General features: G+C 62.2%; 27 protein-coding genes. 10 read left to right on the top strand and 17 right to left on the bottom strand.

Features of this window, described 5'->3' with window-relative positions:
* Positions 1-53: 53 nt before the first annotated feature.
* Complete coding sequence (locus T281_RS18565; RefSeq protein ID WP_155954945.1) at positions 54-332, bottom strand: hypothetical protein; 279 nt, start codon at positions 330-332, stop codon at positions 54-56.
* Between the two features lie 3 nt (positions 333-335).
* On the opposite strand from T281_RS18565, the gene T281_RS00205 reads away from it, so the two are divergent.
* The 3 genes from T281_RS00205 to T281_RS00195 all read left to right on the top strand — a co-directional run bounded on the left by T281_RS00205 (position 336) and on the right by T281_RS00195 (position 2,510).
* A complete protein-coding gene (locus T281_RS00205) occupies positions 336-1,118 on the top strand; it encodes a hypothetical protein (RefSeq protein WP_155954943.1) in 783 nt (260 codons plus the stop codon).
* 218 nt (positions 1,119-1,336) lie between these two features.
* The gene (locus T281_RS00200; RefSeq protein ID WP_037232492.1) at positions 1,337-1,999 is read left to right on the top strand and encodes a protein-S-isoprenylcysteine O-methyltransferase; all 663 of its coding nucleotides are present in this window, start codon (positions 1,337-1,339) and stop codon (positions 1,997-1,999) included.
* A 37-nt stretch (positions 2,000-2,036) separates the two neighbouring features.
* Positions 2,037-2,510 carry a nucleoside deaminase gene (locus T281_RS00195; RefSeq protein WP_155954951.1) on the top strand — a complete coding sequence of 158 codons (474 nt, stop codon included), beginning with the start codon at positions 2,037-2,039 and terminating at the stop codon, positions 2,508-2,510.
* A gap of 192 nt (positions 2,511-2,702) precedes the next feature.
* Here the strand turns inward: T281_RS00195 and T281_RS00190 are convergent, their stop codons facing one another.
* A complete protein-coding gene (locus T281_RS00190) occupies positions 2,703-3,257 on the bottom strand; it encodes an ActR/PrrA/RegA family redox response regulator transcription factor (RefSeq protein WP_013417942.1) in 555 nt (184 codons plus the stop codon).
* Positions 3,258-3,364: 107 nt separating this feature from the next.
* Positions 3,365-4,693 (bottom strand): ActS/PrrB/RegB family redox-sensitive histidine kinase, encoded by a 1,329-nt coding sequence (locus T281_RS00185; RefSeq protein ID WP_081796506.1) that lies wholly within the window; start codon positions 4,691-4,693, stop codon positions 3,365-3,367.
* Positions 4,694-4,852: 159 nt separating this feature from the next.
* Between T281_RS00185 and T281_RS00180 the strand changes: the two genes are divergently transcribed.
* Together T281_RS00180 and T281_RS00175 are read left to right on the top strand one after the other, a co-directional pair.
* The gene (locus T281_RS00180) at positions 4,853-5,479 is read left to right on the top strand and encodes an SCO family protein (RefSeq protein WP_037232484.1); all 627 of its coding nucleotides are present in this window, start codon (positions 4,853-4,855) and stop codon (positions 5,477-5,479) included.
* A 119-nt stretch (positions 5,480-5,598) separates the two neighbouring features.
* Positions 5,599-6,849, top strand: a complete 1,251-nt coding sequence (locus T281_RS00175) for a polyhydroxyalkanoate depolymerase (RefSeq protein WP_037232478.1) — start codon at positions 5,599-5,601, stop codon at positions 6,847-6,849.
* Here the strand turns inward: T281_RS00175 and T281_RS00170 are convergent.
* The gene (locus T281_RS00170; protein ID WP_037232477.1) at positions 6,842-7,513 is read right to left on the bottom strand and encodes a DUF1045 domain-containing protein; all 672 of its coding nucleotides are present in this window, start codon (positions 7,511-7,513) and stop codon (positions 6,842-6,844) included. The two genes, T281_RS00175 and T281_RS00170, sit on opposite strands and share 8 nt — an antisense overlap.
* Positions 7,514-7,599: 86 nt before the next feature.
* On the opposite strand from T281_RS00170, the gene T281_RS00165 reads away from it, so the two are divergent.
* Positions 7,600-8,052, top strand: a complete 453-nt coding sequence (locus tag T281_RS00165; protein ID WP_037232357.1) for an acyl-CoA thioesterase — start codon at positions 7,600-7,602, stop codon at positions 8,050-8,052.
* Positions 8,053-8,354: 302 nt separating this feature from the next.
* On the opposite strand, the gene T281_RS00160 is transcribed toward T281_RS00165, so the two are convergent.
* The 8 genes from T281_RS00160 to T281_RS00125 all read right to left on the bottom strand — a co-directional run bounded on the left by T281_RS00160 (position 8,355) and on the right by T281_RS00125 (position 14,712).
* Positions 8,355-8,579: a hypothetical protein gene (locus T281_RS00160; RefSeq protein WP_037232354.1), complete on the bottom strand. Its 225-nt coding sequence runs from the start codon at positions 8,577-8,579 to the stop codon at positions 8,355-8,357.
* Between the two features lie 460 nt (positions 8,580-9,039).
* Positions 9,040-9,669, bottom strand: coding sequence for a nicotinate-nucleotide adenylyltransferase (locus tag T281_RS00155; RefSeq protein ID WP_037232347.1), 630 nt, complete (start codon positions 9,667-9,669; stop codon positions 9,040-9,042).
* The gene (locus tag T281_RS00150; protein WP_037232346.1) at positions 9,666-10,964 is read right to left on the bottom strand and encodes a glutamate-5-semialdehyde dehydrogenase; all 1,299 of its coding nucleotides are present in this window, start codon (positions 10,962-10,964) and stop codon (positions 9,666-9,668) included. Before T281_RS00150 ends, T281_RS00155 begins: the two co-directional genes overlap by 4 nt.
* 21 nt (positions 10,965-10,985) lie before the next feature.
* Positions 10,986-11,507, bottom strand: coding sequence for a YcxB family protein (locus T281_RS00145; protein ID WP_037232345.1), 522 nt, complete (start codon positions 11,505-11,507; stop codon positions 10,986-10,988).
* A gap of 27 nt (positions 11,508-11,534) precedes the next feature.
* Positions 11,535-12,704: a glutamate 5-kinase gene (proB, locus tag T281_RS00140; protein WP_052036864.1), complete on the bottom strand. Its 1,170-nt coding sequence runs from the start codon at positions 12,702-12,704 to the stop codon at positions 11,535-11,537.
* Between the two features lie 34 nt (positions 12,705-12,738).
* Positions 12,739-13,239, bottom strand: a complete 501-nt coding sequence (locus T281_RS00135) for an Lrp/AsnC family transcriptional regulator (protein ID WP_013417930.1) — start codon at positions 13,237-13,239, stop codon at positions 12,739-12,741.
* A gap of 110 nt (positions 13,240-13,349) precedes the next feature.
* Positions 13,350-14,093: an MBL fold metallo-hydrolase gene (locus T281_RS00130; protein WP_037232343.1), complete on the bottom strand. Its 744-nt coding sequence runs from the start codon at positions 14,091-14,093 to the stop codon at positions 13,350-13,352.
* A 7-nt stretch (positions 14,094-14,100) separates the two neighbouring features.
* Entirely contained in the window at positions 14,101-14,712 is a 612-nt protein-coding gene (locus T281_RS00125; RefSeq protein WP_037232340.1) for a glutathione S-transferase family protein, read from the bottom strand.
* A 171-nt stretch (positions 14,713-14,883) separates the two neighbouring features.
* Between T281_RS00125 and T281_RS00120 the strand changes: the two genes are divergently transcribed.
* On the top strand, positions 14,884-16,410 hold the full coding sequence (locus T281_RS00120; protein ID WP_162173084.1) for a sensor histidine kinase: 1,527 nt from the start codon (positions 14,884-14,886) through the stop codon (positions 16,408-16,410).
* Positions 16,411-16,484: 74 nt separating this feature from the next.
* Here the strand turns inward: T281_RS00120 and T281_RS00115 are convergent, their stop codons facing one another.
* Together T281_RS00115 and T281_RS00110 are read right to left on the bottom strand one after the other, a co-directional pair.
* Positions 16,485-17,423: a PRC-barrel domain-containing protein gene (locus tag T281_RS00115; RefSeq protein ID WP_162173083.1), complete on the bottom strand. Its 939-nt coding sequence runs from the start codon at positions 17,421-17,423 to the stop codon at positions 16,485-16,487.
* Between the two features lie 103 nt (positions 17,424-17,526).
* The gene (locus T281_RS00110) at positions 17,527-18,150 is read right to left on the bottom strand and encodes a hypothetical protein (RefSeq protein WP_155954939.1); all 624 of its coding nucleotides are present in this window, start codon (positions 18,148-18,150) and stop codon (positions 17,527-17,529) included.
* Between the two features lie 506 nt (positions 18,151-18,656).
* Between T281_RS00110 and T281_RS00105 the strand changes: the two genes are divergently transcribed.
* Together T281_RS00105 and T281_RS00100 are read left to right on the top strand one after the other, a co-directional pair.
* The gene (locus tag T281_RS00105; protein WP_013417924.1) at positions 18,657-19,079 is read left to right on the top strand and encodes a dihydroneopterin aldolase; all 423 of its coding nucleotides are present in this window, start codon (positions 18,657-18,659) and stop codon (positions 19,077-19,079) included.
* Positions 19,080-19,141: 62 nt separating this feature from the next.
* On the top strand, positions 19,142-19,933 hold the full coding sequence (locus T281_RS00100; protein WP_037232334.1) for a hypothetical protein: 792 nt from the start codon (positions 19,142-19,144) through the stop codon (positions 19,931-19,933).
* 395 nt (positions 19,934-20,328) lie between these two features.
* Here the strand turns inward: T281_RS00100 and T281_RS17230 are convergent, their stop codons facing one another.
* The 3 genes from T281_RS17230 to T281_RS00085 form a co-directional block, all read right to left on the bottom strand.
* Entirely contained in the window at positions 20,329-21,375 is a 1,047-nt protein-coding gene (locus T281_RS17230; protein ID WP_081796497.1) for a glycosyltransferase family 2 protein, read from the bottom strand.
* Between the two features lie 107 nt (positions 21,376-21,482).
* Positions 21,483-22,886, bottom strand: coding sequence for an ATP-binding protein (locus T281_RS00090; RefSeq protein WP_037232331.1), 1,404 nt, complete (start codon positions 22,884-22,886; stop codon positions 21,483-21,485).
* Between the two features lie 105 nt (positions 22,887-22,991).
* Entirely contained in the window at positions 22,992-23,726 is a 735-nt protein-coding gene (locus T281_RS00085) for a response regulator transcription factor (protein ID WP_037232328.1), read from the bottom strand.
* Between the two features lie 175 nt (positions 23,727-23,901).
* Between T281_RS00085 and T281_RS00080 the strand changes: the two genes are divergently transcribed.
* Positions 23,902-24,819 (top strand): branched-chain amino acid aminotransferase, encoded by a 918-nt coding sequence (locus T281_RS00080; protein ID WP_037232326.1) that lies wholly within the window; start codon positions 23,902-23,904, stop codon positions 24,817-24,819.
* Positions 24,820-24,850: the final 31 nt, after the last annotated feature.

Here is a 24,850-nt window from a genome sequence, read left to right as displayed (position 1 = left end):
GTGAACCAATAAAAAAGGCTAACCTTCCGAAAACCGCAAATGATTCGGCGAGGTTAGGAGACAAAGACATGCGGCGAGAGAGGATTATAAAGGCTGTCAACAGTTTGCGGGAAGCCCTTCATGCCGCGCAGATTCGTGAGTTGCTGCGAGTCGCTCGAACCGCCCAGCAGGCCGATGGCGTGAACCGCACGCAACGCATACTTCTCGCATATAATGAATTCACGCGCCACTATCAGCAGTTCGGCGACGAAGAAAAAGACCTGATGACCTTTTTCGGGCTTAACCCGCTGCTCGATCTGGCTTTCTGGTCCAGCCTTATCGATGGCGAGCAATCCGTGAACCGGAAGCTCCTGTCGGACGTCGACGTGGGTGCGTACAACGTCATCTTCGTCATGCCGAAGCTGCGCGAACTTCTTACACGCGACACCGACAAGAGCGAGCTCGTCATTGCGGATGCGCAGGGCGTGGAGCGCGAGATCCGGCGCGTTCGGGTGTTGATCGCGGAGAAGGAGCGCTCGCTGACCGATCCGCAGATCGTGATCAACGTCATCCGCTCCATGGACGAGCTTTACGGCTCGCTGTCGGCGCTCCATCCCGATATGGGCGTGAGCCTCGCCATCGGTTCCATCGACTCGGGCGGCGCAAAGTCCTTCGACTTCTTCGGCGCGGGCGTCGTCATGGACGACATGAGCACGTTGCTGGTGAACGTCTGGGACCGCGTGAAATACTCGCCCGAGGAGAATTTCCGCTATCAGATCGAGGTGGCCATGATGGCGGCGGGCTTCGTGTCGCGCATCAAGGAGGCGCAGGCCCAGCAGATCATCGGCGAGGAGCTGGCGCAACGCACCATGCGCGTCGTGGCGAAGTCCATCGAGACGATGTTCCGCTCGGGCGCATACACAGAGGAGATGGACGCCGGGCGCGAAGTGCGCGCGAGCAACGTGCTGAAGCCGCGCACGCAGCTTATCGAGTTCAAGCATGAAGACCGCGCCGACGTGAAGCGCGACGATGCGCGCCCAGCCCTCGACGCGGCCGCCGTGCCCATGCCGAAGGCCGCCGACATCCTGCGCGACCTTCAGGATCAGCTCGACCTCAAGGAGACGGCGGAAGCCGCGTGAGCGAGCTGATATCGACAGAGACAAATCCCGGCCGCTGCGCCGGGATTTTTTTATCGCGATCCATTCTTGTTTTTATTCTAATGCATTGTTTTTTATAGATTATCTCTCTTAAACTTCTTAACCGATCCGGCAACTTGTTATATAGTCGCCAGAGCCCCCGCTTGGGCTTGCGCGGTTTTAAACGCTGGGTGGTTTCGATGGCTGTTCAGAAAAAATCGATGATAAGGAGTGGAATTGGCGCGATCACCTCGTTGATCGGGATCGTGTTGCTCGTTCTCGCCGTTCTCCGCTGGCGCGAAATCGGGTGGCCCGCGATGCTGTGGCTCGTCGCCTTCTTCGTTCAGACGGCGATACGCGCGCCCTATTCCATCCGAAACGCGAAAAACACGATCTCGACTTCACAGAAGGATGCCGTCGAAGTAGCGCTTCTTATGGGGATGTTCGCCACGATGATGGTTCTGCCGCTTCTCTACCTCGGGCTCGGTGTCTTCTCGTTCGCCGATTACGGACTGCCTGAATGGGCGGCAGCCGTTGGCGCGGCGCTCATGGCGATTTCGCTCTGGCTCTTCTGGCGTTCCCATGCCGATCTTGGCCGCAACTGGAGCCCCGGCCTCGAAGTGCGGGATGGACATGAACTCGTGACGAACGGCATCTACGCCCGCATCCGCCACCCGATGTATGCGGCGATCTGGGGAGCCGCAGCCGCACAGCCGCTGCTCGTCCAGAACTGGATCGCGGGATTCCTTGTTCTTCCGGCTTTTGCTCTGATGTGGTTCATTCGCGTTCCGAAAGAGGAAGCGATGATGCGGCGGCAGTTCGGCCCGGCTTACGACGCGTATTGCGGCAGAGCCGGACGGCTGTTTCCGAAGAGATTTGCATAAAGGGTCAGGCTCAAGCCGCGTGAAGCCGAACAGATACATGCAGGAAGCGCTGATCGAAGCGGAGCGCGCCGCCGCCCTGGGCGAGACGCCGGTGGGCGCGGTTGTCGTCGCGCCCGACGGCTCGATTGCGGGGCGCGGTCACAACCTTGTCATCTCCGTGCGCGATCCTCTCGGACACGCGGAGATGCGGGCGATCCGGCAAGCCTGCGAAGCTGTCCAGAGCGAGCGCTTGCCGGGATACGATCTCTACGTGACGCTGGAACCTTGCACGATGTGCGCCGCCGCTATTTCTTTCGCGCGGATCAGGCGGTTGTATTTCGGCGCGTGGGACGAGAAAGGCGGCGCGGTGGAAAACGGCGTGCGCTTCTTTTCAGCGGGCACGTGCCATCACGCGCCGGAGATCTACGGCGGCATCGCGGAAGCTGAGGCCGCGGCGTTGTTGCGAGCCTTTTTTCGGGAACGTCGCGACGAGCGCGCTCAGGTCAACGCGTCGCGAACGCCTCGGGATTAGTCCACATTGCTGCACGCTCTCAAGCGTAATTATGCGCCTCAAGAGCACAGCAACTTGCACCGGAGGCTTATGGCTTTTGACGGATCAAAAGCAGGTTCTACGCTTTTTGTTTGAGCATGATGTTTTTCGCAAAACCGGCGTGAATTTTGCGGATCATGCTGTTGAGAAGGCGGTGGCCGTTTCGCGGAATGACTATTTCGGCGCTCGCTTCGCAAGGATGCGCTGAAGCGTGCGACGATGCATGTGCAAACGGCGCGCCGTCTCGGAGACGTTGCGATTGCAAAGCTCGTAGACACGCTGGATGTGCTCCCAGCGCACGCGGTCGGCCGACATGGGGTTCTCCGGCGGCTTTGGCTTCGTCTCGCCGGATGCCGTGAGCGCCGCGAGAATGTCCTCGGCGTCCGCCGGCTTCGACAGATAGTCGACCGCGCCAAGCTTCACGGCGGTGACGGCGGTGGCAATGTTGCCGTAGCCCGTCAGCACGAGAGAGCGGCAATCCGGCCGGGTCTCCCTGAGAAGCTTGATGACTTCAAGGCCGTTGCCGTCGTCAAGCCGCATGTCCACCACCGCATAGGCGGGAGCGGCTTCGCGGATCGCCTGCTTGCCGGCTTCCAGCGTTTCCGCCGTTCGCACGGCATAGCCGCGGGCCTCCATGGCTTTCGCGAGCCGCGAGAGGAACGGCTTGTCGTCGTCAACGATCAGGAGCGAGTTATCGGTCCGGATTTCCGGACTTGCGAGAGTTGCCATGAGCTGCCCATTTACCTTTTTGTCACATCTCACATTGTGTCGCACTATACGCCATAAAAATACGACGCACAAAATTTAAGCGACACAAGCCAAATCTTTCCTGCAACTTACAGCGATGCAGCAAGTCTGTCACGTGGCCAAGAAATTTCGACGATCGCGCCCGTCTCTGGAGCCGTTCGGTTGGCGATGCTGATCGAGGCGCCCGACCGCTCCAGCAGCGTTTTCGCGATGAAGAAGCCCAGCCCCATGCCGTGCTCCTCATCCTCCGCTTCGTCGCGGGGCCGGTTCGTGACGTAAGGCTCGCCGAGGCGGTTGATGACCGTCGGATGAAAGCCGGGCCCGTCGTCGCGAATGCGCACCTTTACCTCCTCGGCATTGTAAGTGGCATCCACCGTGACGCACGTGTTTGCGAACTCGGCGGCGTTGTCGATCAGATTTTCGAGGCTGTGCATCAGTCCCGGATTGCGCAGGATGATCGGCTCGGCGGCCGTTTTTCCCTGCGGGGACGTGTCCTTGACCGTCACGATGATGTCGGTTTCCGGCGTCCGCAGCGGTGCGACAACCTCTTCGAGGAGGTGGCGAAGGCGCATCTGCGAGAAAATCTCGTCCTGCTCCTCCTCACGGCCCGCGCGCGAAAGCTGGCTCAGGATATCCCGGCAGCGCGCCGCCTGTGTCTGAAGCAACTCGATGTCTTCGCGGATGGACGCGTCTTTCGGAATTTCGCGTTCGAGTTCGCGGGCGACCAGTGTGATCGTCGAAAGCGGAGTGCCGAGCTGATGCGCGGCGGCGGCGGCGAGCCCGTCGAGCGCGGTGAGACGCGTTTCCCGCGCGAGAACCATTTCGGTGGCGGAAAGCGCCTGCGACATCTCGCGCGCCTCCTGCTCGATGCGCCAGGCGTAGACCGCCATGAAAACGATGCAGGAGACGACTGCCGCCCACAACCCGACCTGGTAATCTGGTGGAAGGACCGGCGGCTCACCCGCCCAGGGCAGCGGCCAATGCCATATCGCGAGGATCGTGGCCAGCACCACGGTCAGCGCGGCAAGTAAAACCGTAACGCGAAGCCGCTGCGTGGAGGCCGAAACGGCGACGGGGACGATCAGAAGGAATATGAACGGATTTTCGATGCCGCCAGTAACCAGCAAAAGGCCGGTGAGCTGAAGCATGTCGAAGCACAACAGTGCCGCGGAATAGCGCGTGGAAAGCAGCTGCGAGCGCGGAAACGACAGGCTCAGCACGAGGTTCAGTGTCGCCGAAAGCAGGATGAAAACGAAGCAGGCGACGAGCGGCACAGGAAATTCGAAGCCGTAGTACAGCAGCAGGATCGTGCCCGTCTGTCCCGCCACGGCGAACCATCGGTGCCTGATCGTCGTGCGAAGCCTGAGGCGGCTCGCTTGTGAACGAGGGCTGTCTGCCGGAAAGCGCGGGATGTCCATATTCCGAACCTGTTTACTTGCCGGTGCCAGCGGCGCTAGATCGAAGGCGACAGCTTCCTCTCTCGTCTCCGACGACAGGAGGTTGTGCTGCGATGACATCTTCTAGGCCAAGCGCCGCCGAAATCAATGGCGTTCCCTTTTCAATCGATGGAGTCGACCATGAAACGCAGGTCAGCAATCGTGATAGCGCTCGCTTTTCTTGGCGCGGCGGGAGCAGGGCTGTATGCAATTTCACACTTCTCGAATGCAGGCAGCACCGCAACCAAACCGCTGATCGGGGGTGCCTTTTCGCTCGTCGACACGAACGGCAAGCGCGTCACCGACGCCGACTTTCGCGGCAAATTGATGCTGGTCTTCTTCGGCTACACTCATTGCCCCGATGTCTGCCCTACCGGGCTCCAGCAGGCGGCGGATGTGCTCGCGAAACTCGGGCCTGATGCTGGCGACGTCGTTCCGGTGTTCATGAGCGTCGATCCCGCCCGCGACACGCCGGCCGTCATGAAAAGCTATGTGGAAAATTTCGACCCGCGCATCGTCGGACTGACCGGCGATCCCGCCGAGGTGGCAAGCGCCGCGAAAGCCTACCGTGTCTATTTTCGTAAGGCAGGCAGCGGCGAAGACTATTCAGTCGATCACTCGGCGTTCGTGTATTTGATGAGTCGTAACGGAAAGTTTATCACGAGTTTCATGTTCAACGCCCCGATCGACGTAATGGTCGGCGAACTCAAAAAGCAGATCGCCGCCGGTACTTCACGAGAGACAGTCTCTCCCCCGACTAAAAGTTAATATCGGAGCGCGCTCCACGTACGTACCCTTGGAAGATTATCGCTCAACTTTAGTGGAGTTGATCTTTAGCACGGTTGGCGGGTTATCCTTCCAATCAGACATTTCCGAGGGAGAATCCGGTGCTCTATCACCTCTATGAGTTTGGCCACGCAGCCATGTCGCCGGCACGAATGGCAGCAAATTCCACGCGTCTCATGATGCGCAACCCGCTTAATCCCTTCTCCTACACCGAGATGGGACGCAACGCGGCGGCCGCTGCCGAACTCCTCGAACGAACCACGCGCCGTTACAAGAAGCCCCGGTTCAAGTTGGGCTCATGTACAGTCGGCGGCGAGAGCGTGGCGATTGCGGAAGAGATCGTCTGGAAGAAGCCGTTCTGCAATCTCATCCATTTCAAGAAGGCGATGCCGGATGGCGCGCGGCACGACGCGCCCCGCGTGTTGATGGTCGCGCCGCTTTCGGGCCATTACGCCACGCTGCTGCGCGGCACCGTCGAAGCGATGCTGCCTCACGCCGACGTCTACATCACCGATTGGACCGATGCCCGTCAGGTGCCCCTGCGCGCGGGCGGCTTCGATCTCGACGACTACATCGACTACATCATCGAGATGATCGAGCTTTTCCAAGGCGACGTGCACGTGATGGGCGTCTGTCAGCCGGGCGTCCCCGTCATGGCGGCGGTGGCGCTGATGGAAGCACGCAACAACCCGTTCGCGCCGAAAAGCGTGATCCTCAAGGGCAGCCCGATCGACACCCGCGTCAGCCCGACCGGCGTCAACCGGCTTGCGGAAGAGCGCGGCACAGACTGGTTCCGTCGCACCGTTGTCACGTCCGTGCCGTGGCCGAACGCGGGCGCGGGGCGTCTCGTTTATCCGGGCTTCCTGCAACTCACCGGCTTCATGGCTATGAACCTCGACCGCCACGTCAGGGCGCACAATGATTTGTTCGTCGATCTTGTGAAGGGCGATGGCGACTCGGTCGAGAAGCACAAGGAATTCTACGATGAATATCTCGCGGTCATGGACCTTGCCGCCGAGTATTACATCCAGACCATCGATCATGTCTTCGTTAAGCACCTGCTGCCGAAGGGCGAGATGCGCCATCGCGGCCATGCGGTGAACCTGTCGGCCATCCGTCGCGTGGCGCTGATGACGATCGAGGGCGAGAAGGACGACATCACCGGACACGGCCAGACCGAAGCGGCTGTGCATCTGTGCACCGGGCTTTCGGACGCAAAGAAGCTGCATTACACGCAGCCCGGCGTCGGCCATTACGGCATCTTCAACGGCTCGCGTTATCGCACGGAGGTGGTGCCGCGCGTGATGTCCTTCATCGCCGAGCATGACGCGGGGAGCGCCGCGATCAGGTAAATCGGAAACGGTGGCGGCTTAATATCTGAAACGCCCCGCCGCCTTCCGGCTCGCCGAGAAGTGTCAACGCCTCGATGCGGAGCGGCTCGCGAAGCATCGGGGCGAGATGCGGCTCCAGCGCGCGGCGCACCATATCGGCTTCGCCTGACTCCAGCGGCCCAGCGAGGGAGACGTGAAAGCGAAACTCGCTCAGCACGTAAGGATAGCCGAAATCCTCCAGATGCGCGCGTTCGCGGTCCGTCATCGTGTCGATCTCGCGGGCCGCGCGATCCGCATCGGTGAGCGGGGCACGGAAGCTGTCGAAATGCGTCGCGCATTCGGCGGCGAGCCAGTCGATGGCGGCGGTCCGTCCGCCGGGCGAGAGGACAACGTATCGCTGATGCCGGATGAAACCGAGCGGCGATGCTTCCGGCGCGCGCCGTAGGCTGCAAAACGCGTCGAGCGCGCGCTGCATATCGTCGATGGTCGCGCTCGAGCGAGGCCGGAACGGCGCCTTGAGCGTGGCATGCAGGCCGTATCGCGCGGGCGCCCGCTTCGCGCGGGCGGCAAGCTCCGGATCGAGACCGAAGTTTTCCCCGCCGAACCACGCTGCACCGAACGCCTCGAACGCGCTGCCCGGCTCGGGCGTCCAGTAGATCGCATAGCGGCGAAAGCGGTCGGTCATGCCTTGGTCCAGTTTTAGGCGCGGGCGTTCCATCGTAAACTCGGCGGCCAGTGGTTCGACGAAGAGCAAGGCGGAGGAAAGTCGTTGTGAGCGACGCGAGCAAAAAAGACCCGGCCAGCCGAGCCGACTATCCGCATCACGCGCCGATCCAGACGCGCTGGATGGATAACGACGTTTATGGCCACGTCAACAATGTGACGTATTATTCCTATTTCGACACCGCCGTGAACCGCTATCTGATCGAGGCCGGCGCGCTCGACATCGAGACAAGCGCGGTGATCGGCCTGGTTGTCGAAACATCGTGCCGCTATCGCGCGCCGATCACCTTCCCGGACGCCGTGACGGCGGGCATTCGCGTGGCGCGCATCGGCACGTCGTCGGTGCGCTATGAAATCGGTCTGTTTCGCGAAGACGAAGACACAGCCTGCGCCGAGGGACACTTCATCCACGTCTATGTGGATCGCGCGACGCGGCGTCCCGTGCCGTTGCCCGAGGCGTTGAAGGCCGCGCTGGCGACATTGTGCCCTTCGGGACGTTGATCTCGAACCCCCGGGCGAGTTCGCTCGCGAACGCCTCGAAGGAGCCGAGCACGTTTTGCCGGGTAGCCTGTGACCCGCAAAAAGGGGCGCCGCTTTTTGGAGCGGATCACGCTCACCCAAAAAGTTTGGAGCGTTTTTGATTCCATCAAAAGCGATAACGCTTCGGCTTCAGGCCGTATGCGCCGAAGCGCTTTCGTGACAAAAATTACCACGCTGCGGCGGCCGAAACCGCAGCGTGGTTGCTATAAAGCGTCGCAGATCCCCCCGGAAGACGACGCTCGCAGCCTTGGAGTTCGATGCCGTCAGGCGGCCTTTTCGCCCTTCCTCATGGGAATGATGTAGGGGCGCTGGCGCCACAGCTCGCGCGCGGCCTTTTCCGCGTGGAACGGGCTGGCAAATTCGCGTCCTTCGAGATCGTTGAAAGCGTGGAGCGCGGAGAGAAACCGGAAGGTATTCGGCTCGTGCTTCTGGCGCACGATGATACCTACGGCATTACCCTGCAATTCGATGACATATGCGTCGGACATGGAAGTTCCCTTCGCCGGAGAAACCGGCGTTTCAAGCTGAGAGGTCTTGGAAAACGCTGGAGCGCTACGCGCGGGAACACATCGCGGTTACGGCCGAGAAGTGCCGGAGGGAGTGTCTATGCATGATTTTGTTCTGCATTGTCTTTCGGACCCGATGCGATGTGGCGAGAACATCTCACAGTGCTTCGCCCGGATCAAAGATTTTATTCGCGTGTGAAAGGGTGTAGCGCCCGGAAGGAGCAACAATTTTTCCGATAGCGCGACTATATATGCAACAATTCTAGCGCAAACCTTACGCGGCCGCGAAAAGCTGGAAATACGCCTCAAGAAAGCAAAATTTTTTCATATGCTAGACTTATTATAGGCCCAGGCCGAAAATTATTCTAGATCGACGCGGCGGGCGGAAAATGCCGCGTGCATCCGTCCCCTTCCGCAGCATCTCAAGCGCCGCCGAACGCCCTCACCGGTCGCGCCGCTGCGCCCGAAGCGCAGTTGAAGACAGTTTCGACAGCGGTCCCGAAAGATAAGCCCAAGCTGGAGTTGGCAAGTTCGGAAGCGCCGCCGCGTAACTCTCAGGCACCCGCGAGCGCGCGAAGCGATGCGCGGCGGGCGATGCGAGCGCGCGATGCCGCCAATGCGGGCGATCCTCAACCGCGATCGGCACCGTCTCGAAGATCGTTTCCCACTCGTTCCAGCGATGGAAGCCCGCGAGGTTGTCCGCACCCATGAGCCATACGAAATGCACGCGCGGCATGCATCTCCGGAGGTGGCGCAGCGCCGCCGCTGTGTAGGCCGTTCCGATGGCCGCCTCGAACGCCGTGACCTCGATCTTCGGATGGCGCGACACGTCACGCGCATGCGCGACGCGCTCGGCGAGCGGCGCGAGTTCGCGATGGTCCTTCAGCGGATTACCCGGCGTCACCATCCACCACACGCGGTCGAGGCCGAGTCGCTTCATGGCGTTGAGGCTGATGAGCCGATGCGCGGCATGCGGCGGGTTGAACGATCCGCCGAGAAGGCCGATGCGCATGCCCGGCGCGGCGTGCGGCGGCCTCAGATCGGCCTCGCTGACCTCGGCGTGGCGGGTCATACCGGGCGCGTCTGCCCGTCGCCGCGCACCACATATTTGAAGGTGGTCAATTGCTCCACGCCGACCGGCCCGCGTGCGTGGAAGCGTCCGGTCGCGATGCCGATTTCCGCGCCCATGCCGAACTCGCCGCCATCCGCGAATTGCGTCGACGCGTTGTGCAGCACGATGGCGCTGTCGACCTCCGCGAGGAAGGTTTCGGCCGTGGCGGCATCCTCGGTCACAATGCTGTCGGTGTGGTGCGAGCCGTAGCGCTCGATATGCGCGATGGCCCCCGCGACGCCCGGCACCACCTTCGCGGAGATGATCGCGTCGAGATATTCGGTCGCCCAGTCCTGTTCGGTGGCAGGAACGACGCGCGCATCGACGGCGCAGGTCGCCGCATCGCCGCGTACCTCGCAGCCCGCATCCAGCAGCGCGATGACAAGCGGCGCGAGCAGCCGATCCGCCGCCGCTTCATCCACCAGCAACGTCTCGGCCGAGCCGCAAACGCCGGTCCGCCGAAGCTTGGCGTTGAGCACGATGGCGCGCGCCTTTTCCGCGTCGGCGGCCTTGTCCACATAGACGTGGCAGATGCCTTCGAGATGCGCGAACACCGGCACGCGCGCTTCCTTCTGCACGCGCTCGACGAGGCTTTTCCCGCCGCGCGGCACGATCACGTCAACCGCGCCGTCGAGCCCTTCGAGGAGAAGCCCCACGGCCGCGCGGTCGGTCGTGCCGATGAGTTGAATCGCCGTTTCGGGAAGACCGGCGGCGCGCAAGCCTTCCGCGAGGCAGGCATGGATCGCGCGGTTGGAAGCGATGGTCTCCGAGCCACCGCGCAGGATCACGGCATTGCCCGCCTTCAGCGCGAGCGCGCCCGCATCCGCCGTCACGTTGGGACGGCTCTCGTAGATCATGCCGATCACGCCGAGCGGCACGCGCACGCGGCTGATCTTGAGGCCGTTGGGCCGCTCCCATGCCGCGATGGTCTCGCCAACGGGATCGGCAAGCGCCGCGACGTCTTCGAGGCCTTTCGCCATGGCTTCGACGCGCGCAGGCGTCAGCGTCAGGCGGTCGATAAAGCTTTCCGGGCGACCCGAGGCGCGCGCCGCGTCTCTGTCCTCGGCATTGGTGCGCAGGATGTCATCCGTGCGCGCACGAAGCGCCGCCGCAGCAGCGAAAAGCGCCGCATTCTTCTGCTCAGTTGGCGCCAGAGCGAGCGCGCGGGCAGCTTTCCGCGCCTCTTGCCCGATGGCGAGAAGGTCGATCTTCAGAAGGCGCAAATCGAGTTTCGTGTCGGCGATGGCGAGCGTCATGGCGTCCGTAGCGGTCGGAGTTCAATGCTCCTTATTAAGCGCAACGCCTCGTTCTGCCAACCGGCTGCGTATAAATGCGCGGGCTTCGTCGAACTCTGCCGGGGTTGCGAACCCGCGCGCGGGAAGCGCGATGCCCTGCCGCTCGCCGAAGACGACCACGACCGCCTCGGGCAGGAACGCCGCGTTGGAGATCTGCTCCCAGCCGATCAGGCCGCTCGTGCCGCTTCTCTCCCATCGGATGCCGTCGTCGCCGAGATCGAACGAGACCGGCACCTGCGCCATGCCGCTTTTCCGAAAGGCCGCCTTCTCGATGATGTTGGCGCGAACGACGATTTCCACGGCGATGAGAACGACCGCGAGCACGCCTGCGAACCAGAGCGGCCCGTTCTGCACGCCGGTCAGGGGCAGAGTGACGATAAGCAGCGAGGAAACCACCGTGGCCGCAAGGCAATGCAAGCCGAACCGCGTCAGGAAGCTTCGCCCCCGCAGCGTCCGCGCGATGTCGAGATAATCGCCGAGTGCATAAGTGTAGCTCGCCTTCATCGCCTCGCCCGCCGCATCGAAGGGTCTTTAATCCAGGTCGTGCAGAAGCGCCAGGTCGTCGCGATGAATGAGCGCCGCCCGCCCGGCATAGCCAAGCGTCGCCTCGATCTCGTGGGAACTACGCCCGGCAATGCGCGCGGCTTCCTCGGCGCTGTAGGCGATGAGCCCCCGCCCGATTTCGCAGCCATGGCCGTCGCGGATGATGACCGCCTCGCCGCGCTCGAATGCGCCGCTGACGCCGGTGACGCCCGCTGGCAGGAGACTGCGGCCGGAGCGGAGCGCCCGCGCCGCGCCGTCGTCGATGAGCACGACGCCTTTCGGTTCGAGCGTGCCCGCGATCCAGCGCTTGCGAGCCGCGACCGGGTTGGCCGAAGCGAGAAACCATGTGCAGGGGGCGCCGTTGGCAAGCGCCCGCAGTGGATGAAGCTCCTTGCCGCTCGCGATCACCATATGCGTTCCCGCCGAGACGGCGAGCTTCGCGGCGGTGATCTTCGTCACCATGCCGCCGCGCGAAAGCTCCGTGCCCGCGTCGCCCGCCATCGCCTCGATTTCGGGCGTGATCTGCGTGACCACCTCGATATGCTGCGCGTCGGTATTTTTTGCGGGCGGCGCGGTGTAAAGGCCGTCGATGTCGGACAGCAGCACGAGGCAGTCCGCCGTCATCATGGTGGCGACGCGCGCCGCGAGGCGGTCGTTGTCGCCATAGCGGATTTCGGCGGTGGCAACCGTATCGTTCTCGTTCACCACGGGAACCGCGCCGAGCTTCAGAAGCGTCGCGATGGTGCTGCGGGCGTTGAGATAGCGGCGGCGCTCTTCGGTATCGCCCGGCGTCACGAGGATCTGCGCGGTGGTGATACCGCGCTCGCGAAACACCGTTTGATAGGCGTGTGCGAGCGTCACCTGCCCGACGGCCGCCGAGGCTTGCGCCTCTTCAAGCTTGAGCGCACCGGGTGCGAGCCCGAGCGCGCGGCGGCCCAGTGCAATCGCGCCCGAAGACACGAGGATCACCTCGCGCCCTTGCGCTTTCAGCTCTGCCACATCGTCGCCGATGGCTTCGAGCCACGCCTTTTTCAGCGTGCCGGTTTCGCTGTCGGTCAGCAGCGCCGAGCCGATCTTTATCGCGATACGGCGCTGGTTTCGCCATTCGGGGCGCGCATCGAGGGCCATCCGCGCGGATTGTGTGCCGGGGAGCGTCATGATGGCGTTGAAAAACGCCGAAATGCGCCGTGCGTCAAGCCGGTTGCTGTTGCGGCCGTTTCGACGCGACGGCGGCTGCAAAGGAAAGCGGCAGCGCTGTCGTGAACTTGATCTGCTCCATCGCGAAGCTGGAACTGACGTCCGTCAGGTCAATCTGCGAGATGAACGCCTTGTAGAAGCGGTCGTAGCTCGCGATGTCGGGCACCACGACGCGCAGTTGGTAATCCACCGCGCCACTCATGCGGTAGGCCTCCACGATCTCCGGGAAGCTCGCCACCACCTTCTGGAAGCGTTCGAGCCAGACGGCGTTGTGCTGGTTCGTCGTGATGGCGACGAAAACCGTCACGCCTGCGCTGACGCTCTTCGGGTCGAGAAGCGCGACGCGACGCTGAATCACGCCGTCCTGTTCGAGCTTCTGAATACGCCGCCAGCACGGCGTCGTCGACAGGCCGACCTTCTTGCCGATTTCCGCCACAGGAAGCGTGCTGTCTTCCTGCAAGATGGTGAGAATTTTGATGTCCATAAGGTCGAGCATGGGCGAATCCAGTAAATTCTTTCAGCAATGCGCCTGCTTGCGCAATGAGAACCCACACTACATTCGATCCATACCCGTGACTAGAATATTTTTTCTCGGAAGGGCCTGCGCTAAATGGTCACCTTCAAGCCGTCCTCGGCCGCGATGCAAACGCGCGTATCGATGCGGTCCAGCGATGCGAGCATTTCGTCACCCATGTGTGTGAGGAGATAACGCTTTGCACCGATGGAAGGAAATTTCGCCGCCAGCCTCTGATAATCGAGGTGCATTTCGACCTTCGTGCTGTAGGTCGAACATTCGACGAGATACAGATCGGCCCCCCGCCCTGCCGCGATCACGCCGCCGCACATTCCACTGTCCCCGGAAAAGCTGAACTGCTTGTCGCCGTCGCTTACAGACAGAGCCAGGGAGGGCGTGCCGGAGAAGTGGTCCACTTCGAACGCCTCGATCATCAGGCCGCGCCATTCGACGGCGAAGCCGGGATGCAGGTCGCGAAAGGTGATCTCAAAGCGCTTCTTGACGCCGAGGATGCCCGGATAGACGCTCTCCATCAGGCTCTCGAACCGGCTCTCGATGCCGGGCGGTCCGAGAATTTCCATGGGCTTCTCGGTCCGATCGATGAACATACGTTCGAGAACGAGGGACGGCAGGCCGCCGAAATGATCGCCGTGGCAGTGCGAAATCAGGATGGCGTCGGCGGACGAGGCGCGAATGCCCGCGCGCGCCAGCGCATGCGGCGCACTAGCCCCACAATCGATCATGACAAGTCCGTGCGCGGTATCGAGCAGATAGCAGCTGTTGACCCGGCCGCCGGAGGCGAAAGCGTCGCCACAGCCGATGACTGTCAGTTCCATGCGGGCCTCACGCTTTGGATGAAGGGCGAGCGGTCACTTCGGCATACCACCGGGCGAAATGCGGCACCCCTTCGGGCACGGCCAGCCGGGCGGGCTTCATGAAATCGGTGGCGATCATGGCTGTGATGTCGGCGACGGAAAAGCGCTCGCCTGCGAGGTACGGCGCTTCGGACAGCCGAAGGTCGAGGGTGCGAATGATGTCGGAGACGCGCGGCTTGTTGGCTTCGGCCCATGCGGCAACCTGCGGCACTTCAAGGCTCGACATCGCCGGGTGCGAATGCCGAAAACAATGTGTCACCGGCAAGAAAAAGCTCAGCTCGGCGATGCGGTTCCACATGTCGACGGTGGCGATTTCGAGCGGAGTCCGCCCGAAAAGCGACGGCTCGGGTTGCAATGCCTCGAAGTAACGACAAATGGCGAGGGACTCGGAAATTGCGGTCCCGTCGTCGAGGACAAGAACAGGCACGCGCTGCACGGGATTAAGGCCGGCAAACGCCTCCGTCTTGTGAGCACCGGTCATGATGTCGACGTTCTCGAAAGGAACGGCGATGGCTTTTTCGGCCAGGAAAACACGGACACGGCGGGGATTTGGTGCGCGCTTCTCGTCGAGTATTTTCATTCGTTAACCAAGCTTTGCGATATTCCCAAAGTGTCGCGGAACAGAATCGACCTTTCAAGCGAATAAACAAATATCAACGCAATATTAGCACTTTCGCGCGATCCTACCATGAACGGCGCGTGCCAGGGCAGCAGAGCGCAGACTCCTCCAGACAAAGTGGATGATGGGTTAATGAGTACCGCTCGTTCCTTGAGATGGCGCCGGTTCAAGCAGAAGACGAGCATCGCAGCCCCGCAGCAGAGTAATAGCTCTGCGGTAAAGCACGATTTCGCCTACGACCTTTTGATCATGTTCGTACGGAACGAAACCGTCGCGGCGCTTACCGTTCCGATCCTCGCGATCTTCGTTGCCGCCACCATGCTGAACTGGGCCACTGAGCCGCGTCAGCTTCTCCTGTGGCTCGCGACCATCTTCATTACCGAGGGCATCCTCCTTGCGCTTTGCCGCCAGTTCAAACGGCAGCCGCGCGAGACGGTCGACCTCGTGCAGTGGCGGCGCAACCTCGCGGCCGCCGAATTCCTTTATGGCGTCTGCTGGGCCGCTGTGGCGTTCACGCCCTTCGTTGTGCAATCGCAGGCGGCTTTCTTCTTCCTGTTCGCGGCGCTGACGGTCGTAACGGCGATTCGGATGCTGTTCGCCGCTTCGGTGATGCAGATCCTGCATGCGGGCACGGCGCCGGTAACCGGCGCACTCGCGTTGCGCTTCCTGATGACGGGCGAGCCGTTCTACTGGGCGCTCGCGGTGGTCGCGGTTGGCATCCATTTCTACTTCGTCTTCCTCGTGAAGAACCTCCAGCGGACCGCGCTTTCGATGCTAGATTACCGCGCGGAGAAGGATCGTCTCATCGAGGAACTTGAGAGGGCGAAGGCGGCCTCCGACGAGGCGCGCGTCCGGGCGGAGGCGGCCAATGTGGCGAAGTCGAAGTTCCTAGCCAATATGAGCCACGAACTTCGCACGCCGCTCAATGCGATCATGGGCTTTTCCGAGATGATCAAGGATGAAGTCCTCGGCCCCATCGACAACGAGAACTATCGCTCTTACGCCGCCGACATCCACGAGTCCGGCAGCCACCTCCTGAAGCTCATCAATGAAATCCTCGATCTGTCGCGCATCGAGGCCGGACGCTACGAGCTGACGGAAAAGCCGATCGACGTTGCGGCGACGGCGCTTGAAAGCCTGCGTCTGATGCGGATCGATGCGCATCAGAAGAACCTGCGCGTCGTGACGGACTTCCGCCCCGACATGCCGCGCATCATGGCCGACGAGCGCGCGCTTCGACAGATCTGCCTCAACCTCCTTTCGAACGCGATCAAGTTCACGCCCGACAACGGCCTGATCGCGGTTCGCGCGGGTATCCTGCCGAGCGGCGAGGCGGTGCTTTCGGTTCGCGACAACGGCCCCGGCATCCCCGAGGAGGAAATCTCGCAGGTGTTGCGCGCCTTCGGACAGGGATCTCTCGCGCTCAAGACGGGCGAGAGTGGGACGGGCCTCGGCCTCCCCATCGTCAGCGGCTTGGCAGAGCTTCACGGCGGACGGTTCGAACTTCGCAGCAAGCTCGGCGTCGGCACCGAGGCTTCGCTCATCCTGCCCAAGGCGCGCGTTCTGCCCGCAGTGCCCCAGCCGCGCAAGCCGGTGCCCGCGCCGCAGCCTGCCCCTGCCGCCGAAGCGGTTCCGTATCTGATGCGCGGCGCCGCCTGACACGGGCAGACCGACGCGAGAATGAAAAATGGCCGGGATGACCCGGCCATTTTCGTTTGTGAGCGCGGGGCGCCTTATCGCGTCTGTTGACCGCTTTTGCTCTCGGGAAGCTTACGCACCTGATCGCTGTTCAACCGGAGCTTGATACGGTCGGCCATCTGCTGCAACTCGTCGGACGTGATGTTCACGACCTTGTCGCCGAGACCGAGCAGGCGGCCGATCTCGATTTTAACCGACTTGATGCTCCCGTCCGAAGAACGGTCGATCTGCACCACCTTGCCGAGGTTGACGCCGTCGGAGCTGTACACCGGCATACCGCGCATATCCGACGAGCCGGACTGCGCTTGCTGCTGGCCCGATTGCGATTGCTGGCCGTTATCCGCCGTTGCTTGGCCGGATCCGCCGTCCATGCGACTGCTCTGCGCCGATGCCATCATGCCGGGATACTGCCGCGCTGCGGCGACGATCATCTGACACGAGGGCGGAAACGAAGAGACCTTCTGCCCTATACACGCGTCGCGATTTTCGGCATCTCCGCATTGCGTGCGGATCGCGGTGCGGCAGGAATCGGCCACATCGCGCACGGCGGTCTGCATATATCCCGACACGCGCCTCAGAATAAAACGGCAGCGGCGGCTTAGCTGATCCGAGTAGGCTTCCATGCAGGCCGCGATGCGCCCGCGCCCCGGCGTAACCTCGCCGCAGAAACGGTCGATGTCATCGCCGCATGCATCCTCGACACGCCCCATGGCCATTGCGATGCGGTCGCGAAGCTCCGAGCGGGACAGGCGGTCGAGAACGTCGTCGCGGCGGCTGGAGCGGGAGCCTTCCTCCGCGCCGCCCCCATCGCCCGTACCGTCGCGCTGCTGCATGGCTCCGCCTGCGGCACCGCCGCCGGGCGTGCCCGTTTGCTGGTCGCCGCCGCTCTGCCCTCGCTGCTGTTGCGGCTCCTGACTCATCGCGGGAAGAGGCGTCAACGCGAGCGCCGCTACCAGAAACACTGCTTTGTACATGGTCATCTCCGTATCGTTCCGAGGCGGGCCTCCCCCGCACGCCCTGACCTCCAAGCTCACGACGCTGTCGCGGCTCTATTGTCCTTCAGGAAGAAATCGCCGCTCAGAGTTTCCCGTCGTCGTCATCGGAATCGTCGTCGTCATCGTCGGAATCGGCGACACGGTCCTGAATCCGCGCGATCAGAACCTTCACCTCTCCGTTTTTGCGGAGCCTTTCGAGAATGAGTTCGCGGATATCGTCGCTCCGGTCGGCCATTCGGTTCGACCCAGCCTTGAAGCGCTCTCTCATGCCGCCCTGGCCATCGCCGCGCATCTGGTCGCGCATGACGCTCCGGCCAGGACAATCACCACCGCTTCCCATCATTCCGCTGCGGTGGCGCATGCGATCCATCATGTCGCCACTGCGTCCGCCCCAGCGGTCGGACATGCCGCCTTGCATGCCACCTTGCATGGCGCGCTCGTGCATGGCCTCGACCATCAAAGAGCGCAATTCCGCGCGGCCTTCCGGGTCGGAGAGCATTTCGCGAAGCGCGGCGCGGCGCTCGCGGCGTTCGTAATCGTCGTCGCCTCGCATGCGATCCTTGAAGCGTTCGCTCCAACCGCCGCCGCGTCCGCCTGAATAGTCCGACGCGTCCCATCCGCCAGCTGAGGCGGGTGCAAGCGGCAGACACAATGCGCAAGCGGTGAATAGAAACGCCGTCACCGATAGCATCGATTGCCTTATCATGGTTGTTTTCCTCTGCTCCTGAACTGCTTTAGTGCGATTTAGGGCAAAAAGTGCCTTGAGTGTCTACGGCACTTGGAGGAACATTGCGGAACGCGCGGTGATTAGTGAAATATTGCATAATAAAACATTTCCGTTATTCTCCATTTGCTGAAATTTGTATTGTTTATATTAGGCTTCCGCAACACCTGTCTGCGATGCGGCGATACCGCAAACCATCCCCGCAGGAAGCCGTGCTCTCCAGCGTGGAAAACCTCGACATTTGTCTCCGGCGTGGATATGCGATGACCCGGCGCGGGTTAAAAAGGCGACGGCCACAATCGGCTTTCCGGCGCCGTCGCGATCAGGCGCGGGCGAGAAGAGAGACGCCGCCTCAAATGGCCCGACCGACGATCGGCTGTCTCAATGGCGTTTATGGATCGTTTCGACGTGATGCGACGCTTCGAGCGACTATGTAAGGCGCTCGTGTAATGCCCTTGACCTCGGGAAGGGTGGATCAGGAACTTCCAATGGCGACGACATATTCCCTGCAAAACATTCTCGCGCATGACGCCAGCGACGCGCGCCAGCGCCCTTACGACCGGGTGCTCGTGCGCGACCTCGTGTTGCCCGCCCACATCGGCATCTGGAGCGAGGAAAAGGGCATCGAGCAGCGCGTGCGCTTCACGGTGGAGCTTTCGGTGCTTCCGGGCGCACATCGGCCGGGCGATCTGTCGAGCGTCGTGTCCTACGATTTCATCATCGACGGCATTCGCGAGGCGGTGGCGGCGGGGCATGTGCTGCTGACCGAGACGCTGGCCGAGCGCGTCGCCGAGCATTGCCTCTCGCATCGACGCGCCATGGAAGTTCGCGTGGTGGTGGAAAAGCTCGACCGCGTTCCCGGCGCGTCGCTCGGCTGCGAGATTATCCGCTTTCGTCCACATCAACCTTAGCGCGCGCGATGGATTGAGTGCACGTCCTGTGGTAGAGCCAGAACCGAAACGGGGGATGGCCGATGACGGGCTCTGGCGCGCAGATCACGCTGAACGTGTTTTCGAATTGCTCGGAGGTGGATGTCCGGAAAATCCCGGTGAAAGAAACGGTCGAAAGTTTCTTCGCCTGCTTCGGTCGCGATGTAGTTGCGCGCACCGTCTACTTTATCGACCCGTCCCCTTTCCGGCGAAGCTACGAGACGCATCGCCAGCGCATTTCGGAGTTTCACACACCGCTAGGGCCGTTCGAGATCCATTATACATACGGACTCGCCTTCGGTTATCGCAAAAGCATCGTGCTGAGCGAGACGGAGTACGCCTTTCAACTCGAACATGACTGGCGCTTCAACGCGCCGCTGATCCGTCATTCGATCGAGCACCTTGTTGCGGCCATGAAGGCGGGCGGCATCGATCATCTCCGCTTCAATCAGCATGTGAATGCTACCAGCCGATACGATGTCGAGTTGGAAGAGACGAGTTTCGCGTCCGTGCCGATGCTGCGGACACCAATGCGATCCAATAACCCGCATCTGATCCACGTTCCCACCTACCGCGAGAAGTGGCTGCACCTCATCGACCCGGCACGCGGCAAGTCGAAAGGCGTTGAGGAAAACCTGTGGCGCGTTCCGAACTCGGCCATCTACGGGCCGCTGAACTATCCAGCAACGATCGAGCACAACGACGGGCGAGAGCGCCTTCGCAAGCTCGGCAAGAAGCTCGGTAAGCCGACGTTCAATTTCCTGATCCGCAGCGGCGCCATGGAGGCCGCCTTTGAGGCCGAGCATTTTGTGAAGCGGCGCCTCGGGCGCGCCTGATGGCTAAATGCACGCTGGGAAATGGCACCGCTTCGGAAGTGTCACGCCACGGGTGCGAGCCTGAATCCGCTCCCAGAGCATTTTCGAGGAGCGTTTTCGAGGGACGCAATTTTCTGGCTCGCCTGAAGAAAACGGCTCGAATCAAGGCTGGAGCATGTTTCTGCCATTCGCTGAAACGCGCCACCTTCCTCGACATCGCGGGTTCGGGGTGCACCAGCGCCCTCCAGGAGCGAGCTGAATGCCGATTGACCCTATCCGTCTCACTTTCAGCTCGATCACAGATCCCATTTTACAGGTTCTGACCGGAAAGCTTTTGAGTTTTTCAGCGGCCTGCTAAACGGCTTATCAAGCGCCTTCGAAGCCAGGCTTTTGAGATGCTGCCCGTTTTCGCTCGATCAATACCCGTCAATGTTGCGGTAATACTGGTATTGAAGCGAGAAGATCCCACCGATGGCCCCAACCGCGAAGAAAATGTTGCGGCCACCTTCGAGCGCGCTGAACTTGAACCCGTTCAGATTGAACGGCGCGAGCAGCGGCGCGATTGCGAGTTGGCCGATGCCACGGAAAAAACGGACGACGGAAACGGCGCCATAACGAGCGAAAGCAGCCCGATAGCCGTTGTCGTTGCGGTAACGAACGAAATGGCCATTTCCCTGAGCAAGCCCGCCCAATATGTGGCGCCAGTAGGTAAGGCGCGACCGGTGGATTTCGTCCATCACGATGGGGAGTCGCGAATTTACGATCAGCATGCCTCCGTTGCTGGCACGGGAGAAGAAGTCGGAGTCGGAGCCTCGGCCCAACCCGATCCGCTCATCGAAGCGAAGGCCCATGCCGTCGGGTCGGATCAGTCGAGCCGAGAACATGACGCCGCAAGTCCCCGCCGCCCGACGCTTGCGTTCGGAGACCGGGCGGTCCTCATCCACGATCTCCACCGCACCCGTTCGACCGGTGGCCCAGAAGGGCCGCGGCGTTGGGAACATCGGCACGATATGCGCCTGGACGACGTCGGCGCCATCACGTGCCGCCGCTTCGATATGTTTCGCGAGAAAGGTGGGATGCGTTATCTGGTCGTCGTCCACGAAGGCGACGTGATCGGCTGCCATCGCAAGCGCCGCATCTACGACGCGGTTTCGCGCGAAGGGTATGCCGCGTCGTGGCTCGTTGATGTAATGCACCGGGAAAGGCGACGTCGCGGCAAAAGCGTCAACAACGGGCTTGGTAGCGGGCACGGTGTCGTTTTCGACCACTACGACACGCACGTCGCAACCCTCGACGCCCTCCTGTCGCCCGATCGACTCGAGGCAGTTTTTCAACATGCCGGGACGCCGGATCGTGCAAATACCGACGCAAATTCTGGATAGCGGGGTCGTCGCGTCGCGGGGTTGCGAGAGGGCCGGAGCCTCGGGAGCCTCTGCAATGTCGATGGTAGCTGCTAATCCCATGGGGATCGCATAATGGGCGCGGCGTGCGCGAAACTTGCCGACGGACGCTTCCTTCGAGATTTCCCCAGCAAAAGACGTTCGCCTACAGCGGATGGGTTCGAGATGCCCTAATCGGTGGCGGCGTCCTCGCTCACATGCGTCGAAGGAATGCGGATGACCGCCTTCAGGCCGCCGAGATTGCTCTTATCGAGCGTGATGTCGCCGCCGTGGCTCCTCACGATGTCGCGCGCGATGGCAAGCCCCAGCCCCGTGCTTTTTTTGTTCTGATTACGGGCGGCGTCGAGGCTGTGAAACGGCCGGAACACGACCTCGCGCTTGTCCGCCGGAATGCCGGGGCCGTCATCCTCGACTACGACCGTAAGCCAGCCATGCGAGCGCAGCGCCCGGATCTGGATCGTGTTCGCGTAGCGCGTCGCGTTGGTGACGAGGTTCAGGACCGCGCGCTTGAGCGCGTTGCGGCGCAGCGCCACGATCAGCGGGTTCTGCCGCACGTCGAGCCGCAGCGTCTTGCCTGGCTCTTCCGCCGCCGTCTGCACCTCTTCGAGAATGCTGCGGACATCGACGCGCCGTATCTTCTCGCCCGCGGCACCCTTCGCGAACGCCATATAGTCTTCGAGCATCTGCTGCATCTCGTCGACGTCGCGCTTGAGCGCTTCGATTTGCGGCGCGCGCATCATCGCAAGCTGGAGGCGGAAGCGCGTGAGGATCGTGCGCAGATCGTGACTCACGCCCGCAAGCATGATGGTGCGCTGTTCCACATGGCGTTCGATACGGTCGCGCATGTCGAGGAAGGCTTGCGCGGCAAGCCGCACCTCGCGAGCGCCGCGAACCCGGAAATCCGGCGGCGCGGGGCGTCCTCGCCCGAAGCGGTCGGCGGCGTCGGCGAGCGCCAGGATCGGGCGGATCTGGTTTCTGAGGAACAGGATGGCGACGATGAGCAGAACCGTCGCCGACGTCACCATCCACACGATGAAGAAGTGCGTGTTCGACGGGATGAGTTGCGCGCGCTGGGCGAGCACTCGCATCACCGCGCCATCGAGCTTGATGCGCACCTCGATGTAGTTCGATGAGCCAACCGTGTCGATCCAGTACGGCCGGTTGATACGGCGACTAATCTCGCCCGAAAGATAGCGGTCGAGGAAGCCGAAGAACGGCTTCGACCGCGTAACGGGCAATTGGTCGCCCGGCAGGAAGCGCACCGATAGCGAAAGGTTTTCGCGCGCGAGACGCGACAGGCGGTCGAGATCGGCCTCGGTCTTCGCGTTCATCGCTTCATACGTATCGGCGAGCATGGCGATATCCTGCGCCGTCGCGACGGACAGCCGGCGCGTCACGACTTGCCAATGCCGGTCGAGGAAGACGAAGGCGAGGATCGATTGCAGGATGACGATTGGCGCGATGATGATGATGAGCGCGCGGGTGTAGAGGCCCTTCGGTGCGAGCGAGCCGAGAGCCGAAAACACGCGCGAGAGGAAGGACGCACGCTCGGGTGGCCCGCTTTCCTTTGGCAAAGCGGGCAGTCTTGCTGCCGCATCGCGGCTCGCCTTTTCGGTCAGGTCCAGCGAAATGGCCTCGATCCCTTCCGTTTCGACGCCCGCGATGAGCGTCTGCCCGCCTCAGTCCAGATAAAGAATGTATCCCTTGCCGCGCACCGTATGGAGATAGGCCGGGTTCGCCTGGTCGGTCTCGATCTTCTGCCGCAGCCGATTGATCTGCACGTCGACGGCGCGCTCATTCTCATACTCGCCGAGCCTTGCGAGATCCTCGCGCGACACGAGTTCGCCCCCGGCGAGCGCAAATTCGCGCAGCACCTCGCGCTCGCGGTCGGTAAGGCGGATCGGCTCGTCGCCGCGCTTCAGCTCGTTCTTCCTCAGGTCGAACACGAACGGCCCGAAACGCACCTCGCCGTGCTTCGTCTTGGGCGAAGCGTGGCGGCGCAGGATGTTCTGCAAGCGGAGCAGGAGTTCGCGCGGCTCGAACGGCTTCGCTACATAGTCGTCCACGCCGAGTTCCAGACCGCGCACGCGGTGCTCCGGCTCCGACCGCGCCGTCAGCATCAGGATAGCGACGTCGGATTCCTTCCTCAACCACTCGGCGATGTCGAAACCGCTCTCGCCCGGCATCATGACGTCGAGGATGAGGCAGTCGAAAGCGATGCTCCGAAGCTTCGAACGCGCGGCGGCGCCGTCGCTGGCCTGCGTCACGCGAAACCCGTTCTGGCGGAGATATCCCGCCAGCAGATCGCGGATGCGTTCGTCGTCGTCCACAACGAGAATGTGGGGCGCGTCGTCGGAGAGTGGGGGCGCGTCCATCTCGAAGGATGGCACGGCGGACGCTGTCACGGCGGTCATGGGCAGGTGGGCCTCATTCTTGCAAAGCTTGACGATAAGTGATGATAAGTTTTGACTGGACGCAAGCGATATTGAAGCGCTTTATTTCCGTCACTCTGGCATTTCCGAGGCTGGAGGCGTGTGCATTACGCACCGATTTTGACGAACAAGAGCAAAAAAGCGATTGGAGATTACGATGGCTGGCCCAGCCCCTATTCCTTATGACCAACGCGACGGTTTCATTTGGATGGACGGCGGCCTCGTACCGTGGCGCGATGCGAAGGTGCACGTGCTGACGCACGCCCTCCATTACGGCAGCGGCGTGTTTGAAGGCGCGCGCATCTATGAAGGCGAGGTTTTCGCTTCGCTGCGTCACGCCGAGCGGCTTCGCGCGTCGGCTGAAATCCTCGGCTTCGAGGTGCCCTATTCGGCCGAGCAACTCGATCAGGCATTCCGCGACGTCATCAAGGCGCAGAAGCTCGACGAAGGCTACATCCGCCCGGTCGCATGGCGCGGCCCGGAAGAGATGGGCGTCGCCGCCAAGCACTCGAAGATCCACGTCGCCGTCGCGGTGTGGGACTGGGGCTCGTACTTCCCGATGGAAGAGCGACTCAAAGGCATCCGCCTTTGTTTCGCTAAGTACCGCCGCCCCGATCCGGCCACCGCCCCTTCCACCGCGAAGGCTGCCGGGCTGTACATGATCTGCACCATCGAGAAGCATCGCTCGATGGACCTCGGCTATAACGACGCGCTCATGCTCGACTGGCGCGGCTACGTCGCCGAGGCGACCGGCGCGAACATCTTTTTCGTGAAGGACGGCCAGATCCACACGCCGGACGCGGACTGCTTCCTGAACGGCATCACCCGCCAGACCCTCATCGCGCAGGCGAAAGCGCGCGGCATCACGGTGCATGAGCGCCGCATCCAGCCGGAAGAGATGGCGGGCTTCGAGCAATGCTTCCTGACCGGCTCGGCTGCGGAAGTAACGCCCGTCTCCGAGATCGGCGAGTATCGCTTCACCGTTGGCGAGATCACGAAATCGCTCATGGCAGAATATAGCGCGCTGGCGCGTCCCAGCACGCGGCCGGACAAGCTGCGCCACTTGGCCGCCTGACGCGCAGACGACACACGATGGCCGGGCTTGC

This window comes from Rhodomicrobium udaipurense JA643 (assembly GCF_000636015.1).
Taxonomy (GTDB): Bacteria; Pseudomonadota; Alphaproteobacteria; order Rhizobiales; family Rhodomicrobiaceae; genus Rhodomicrobium; species Rhodomicrobium udaipurense.
The sequence above is the reverse complement of the archived record's forward strand: the minus strand, read 5'-3'. Positions and strand labels throughout refer to the sequence as shown.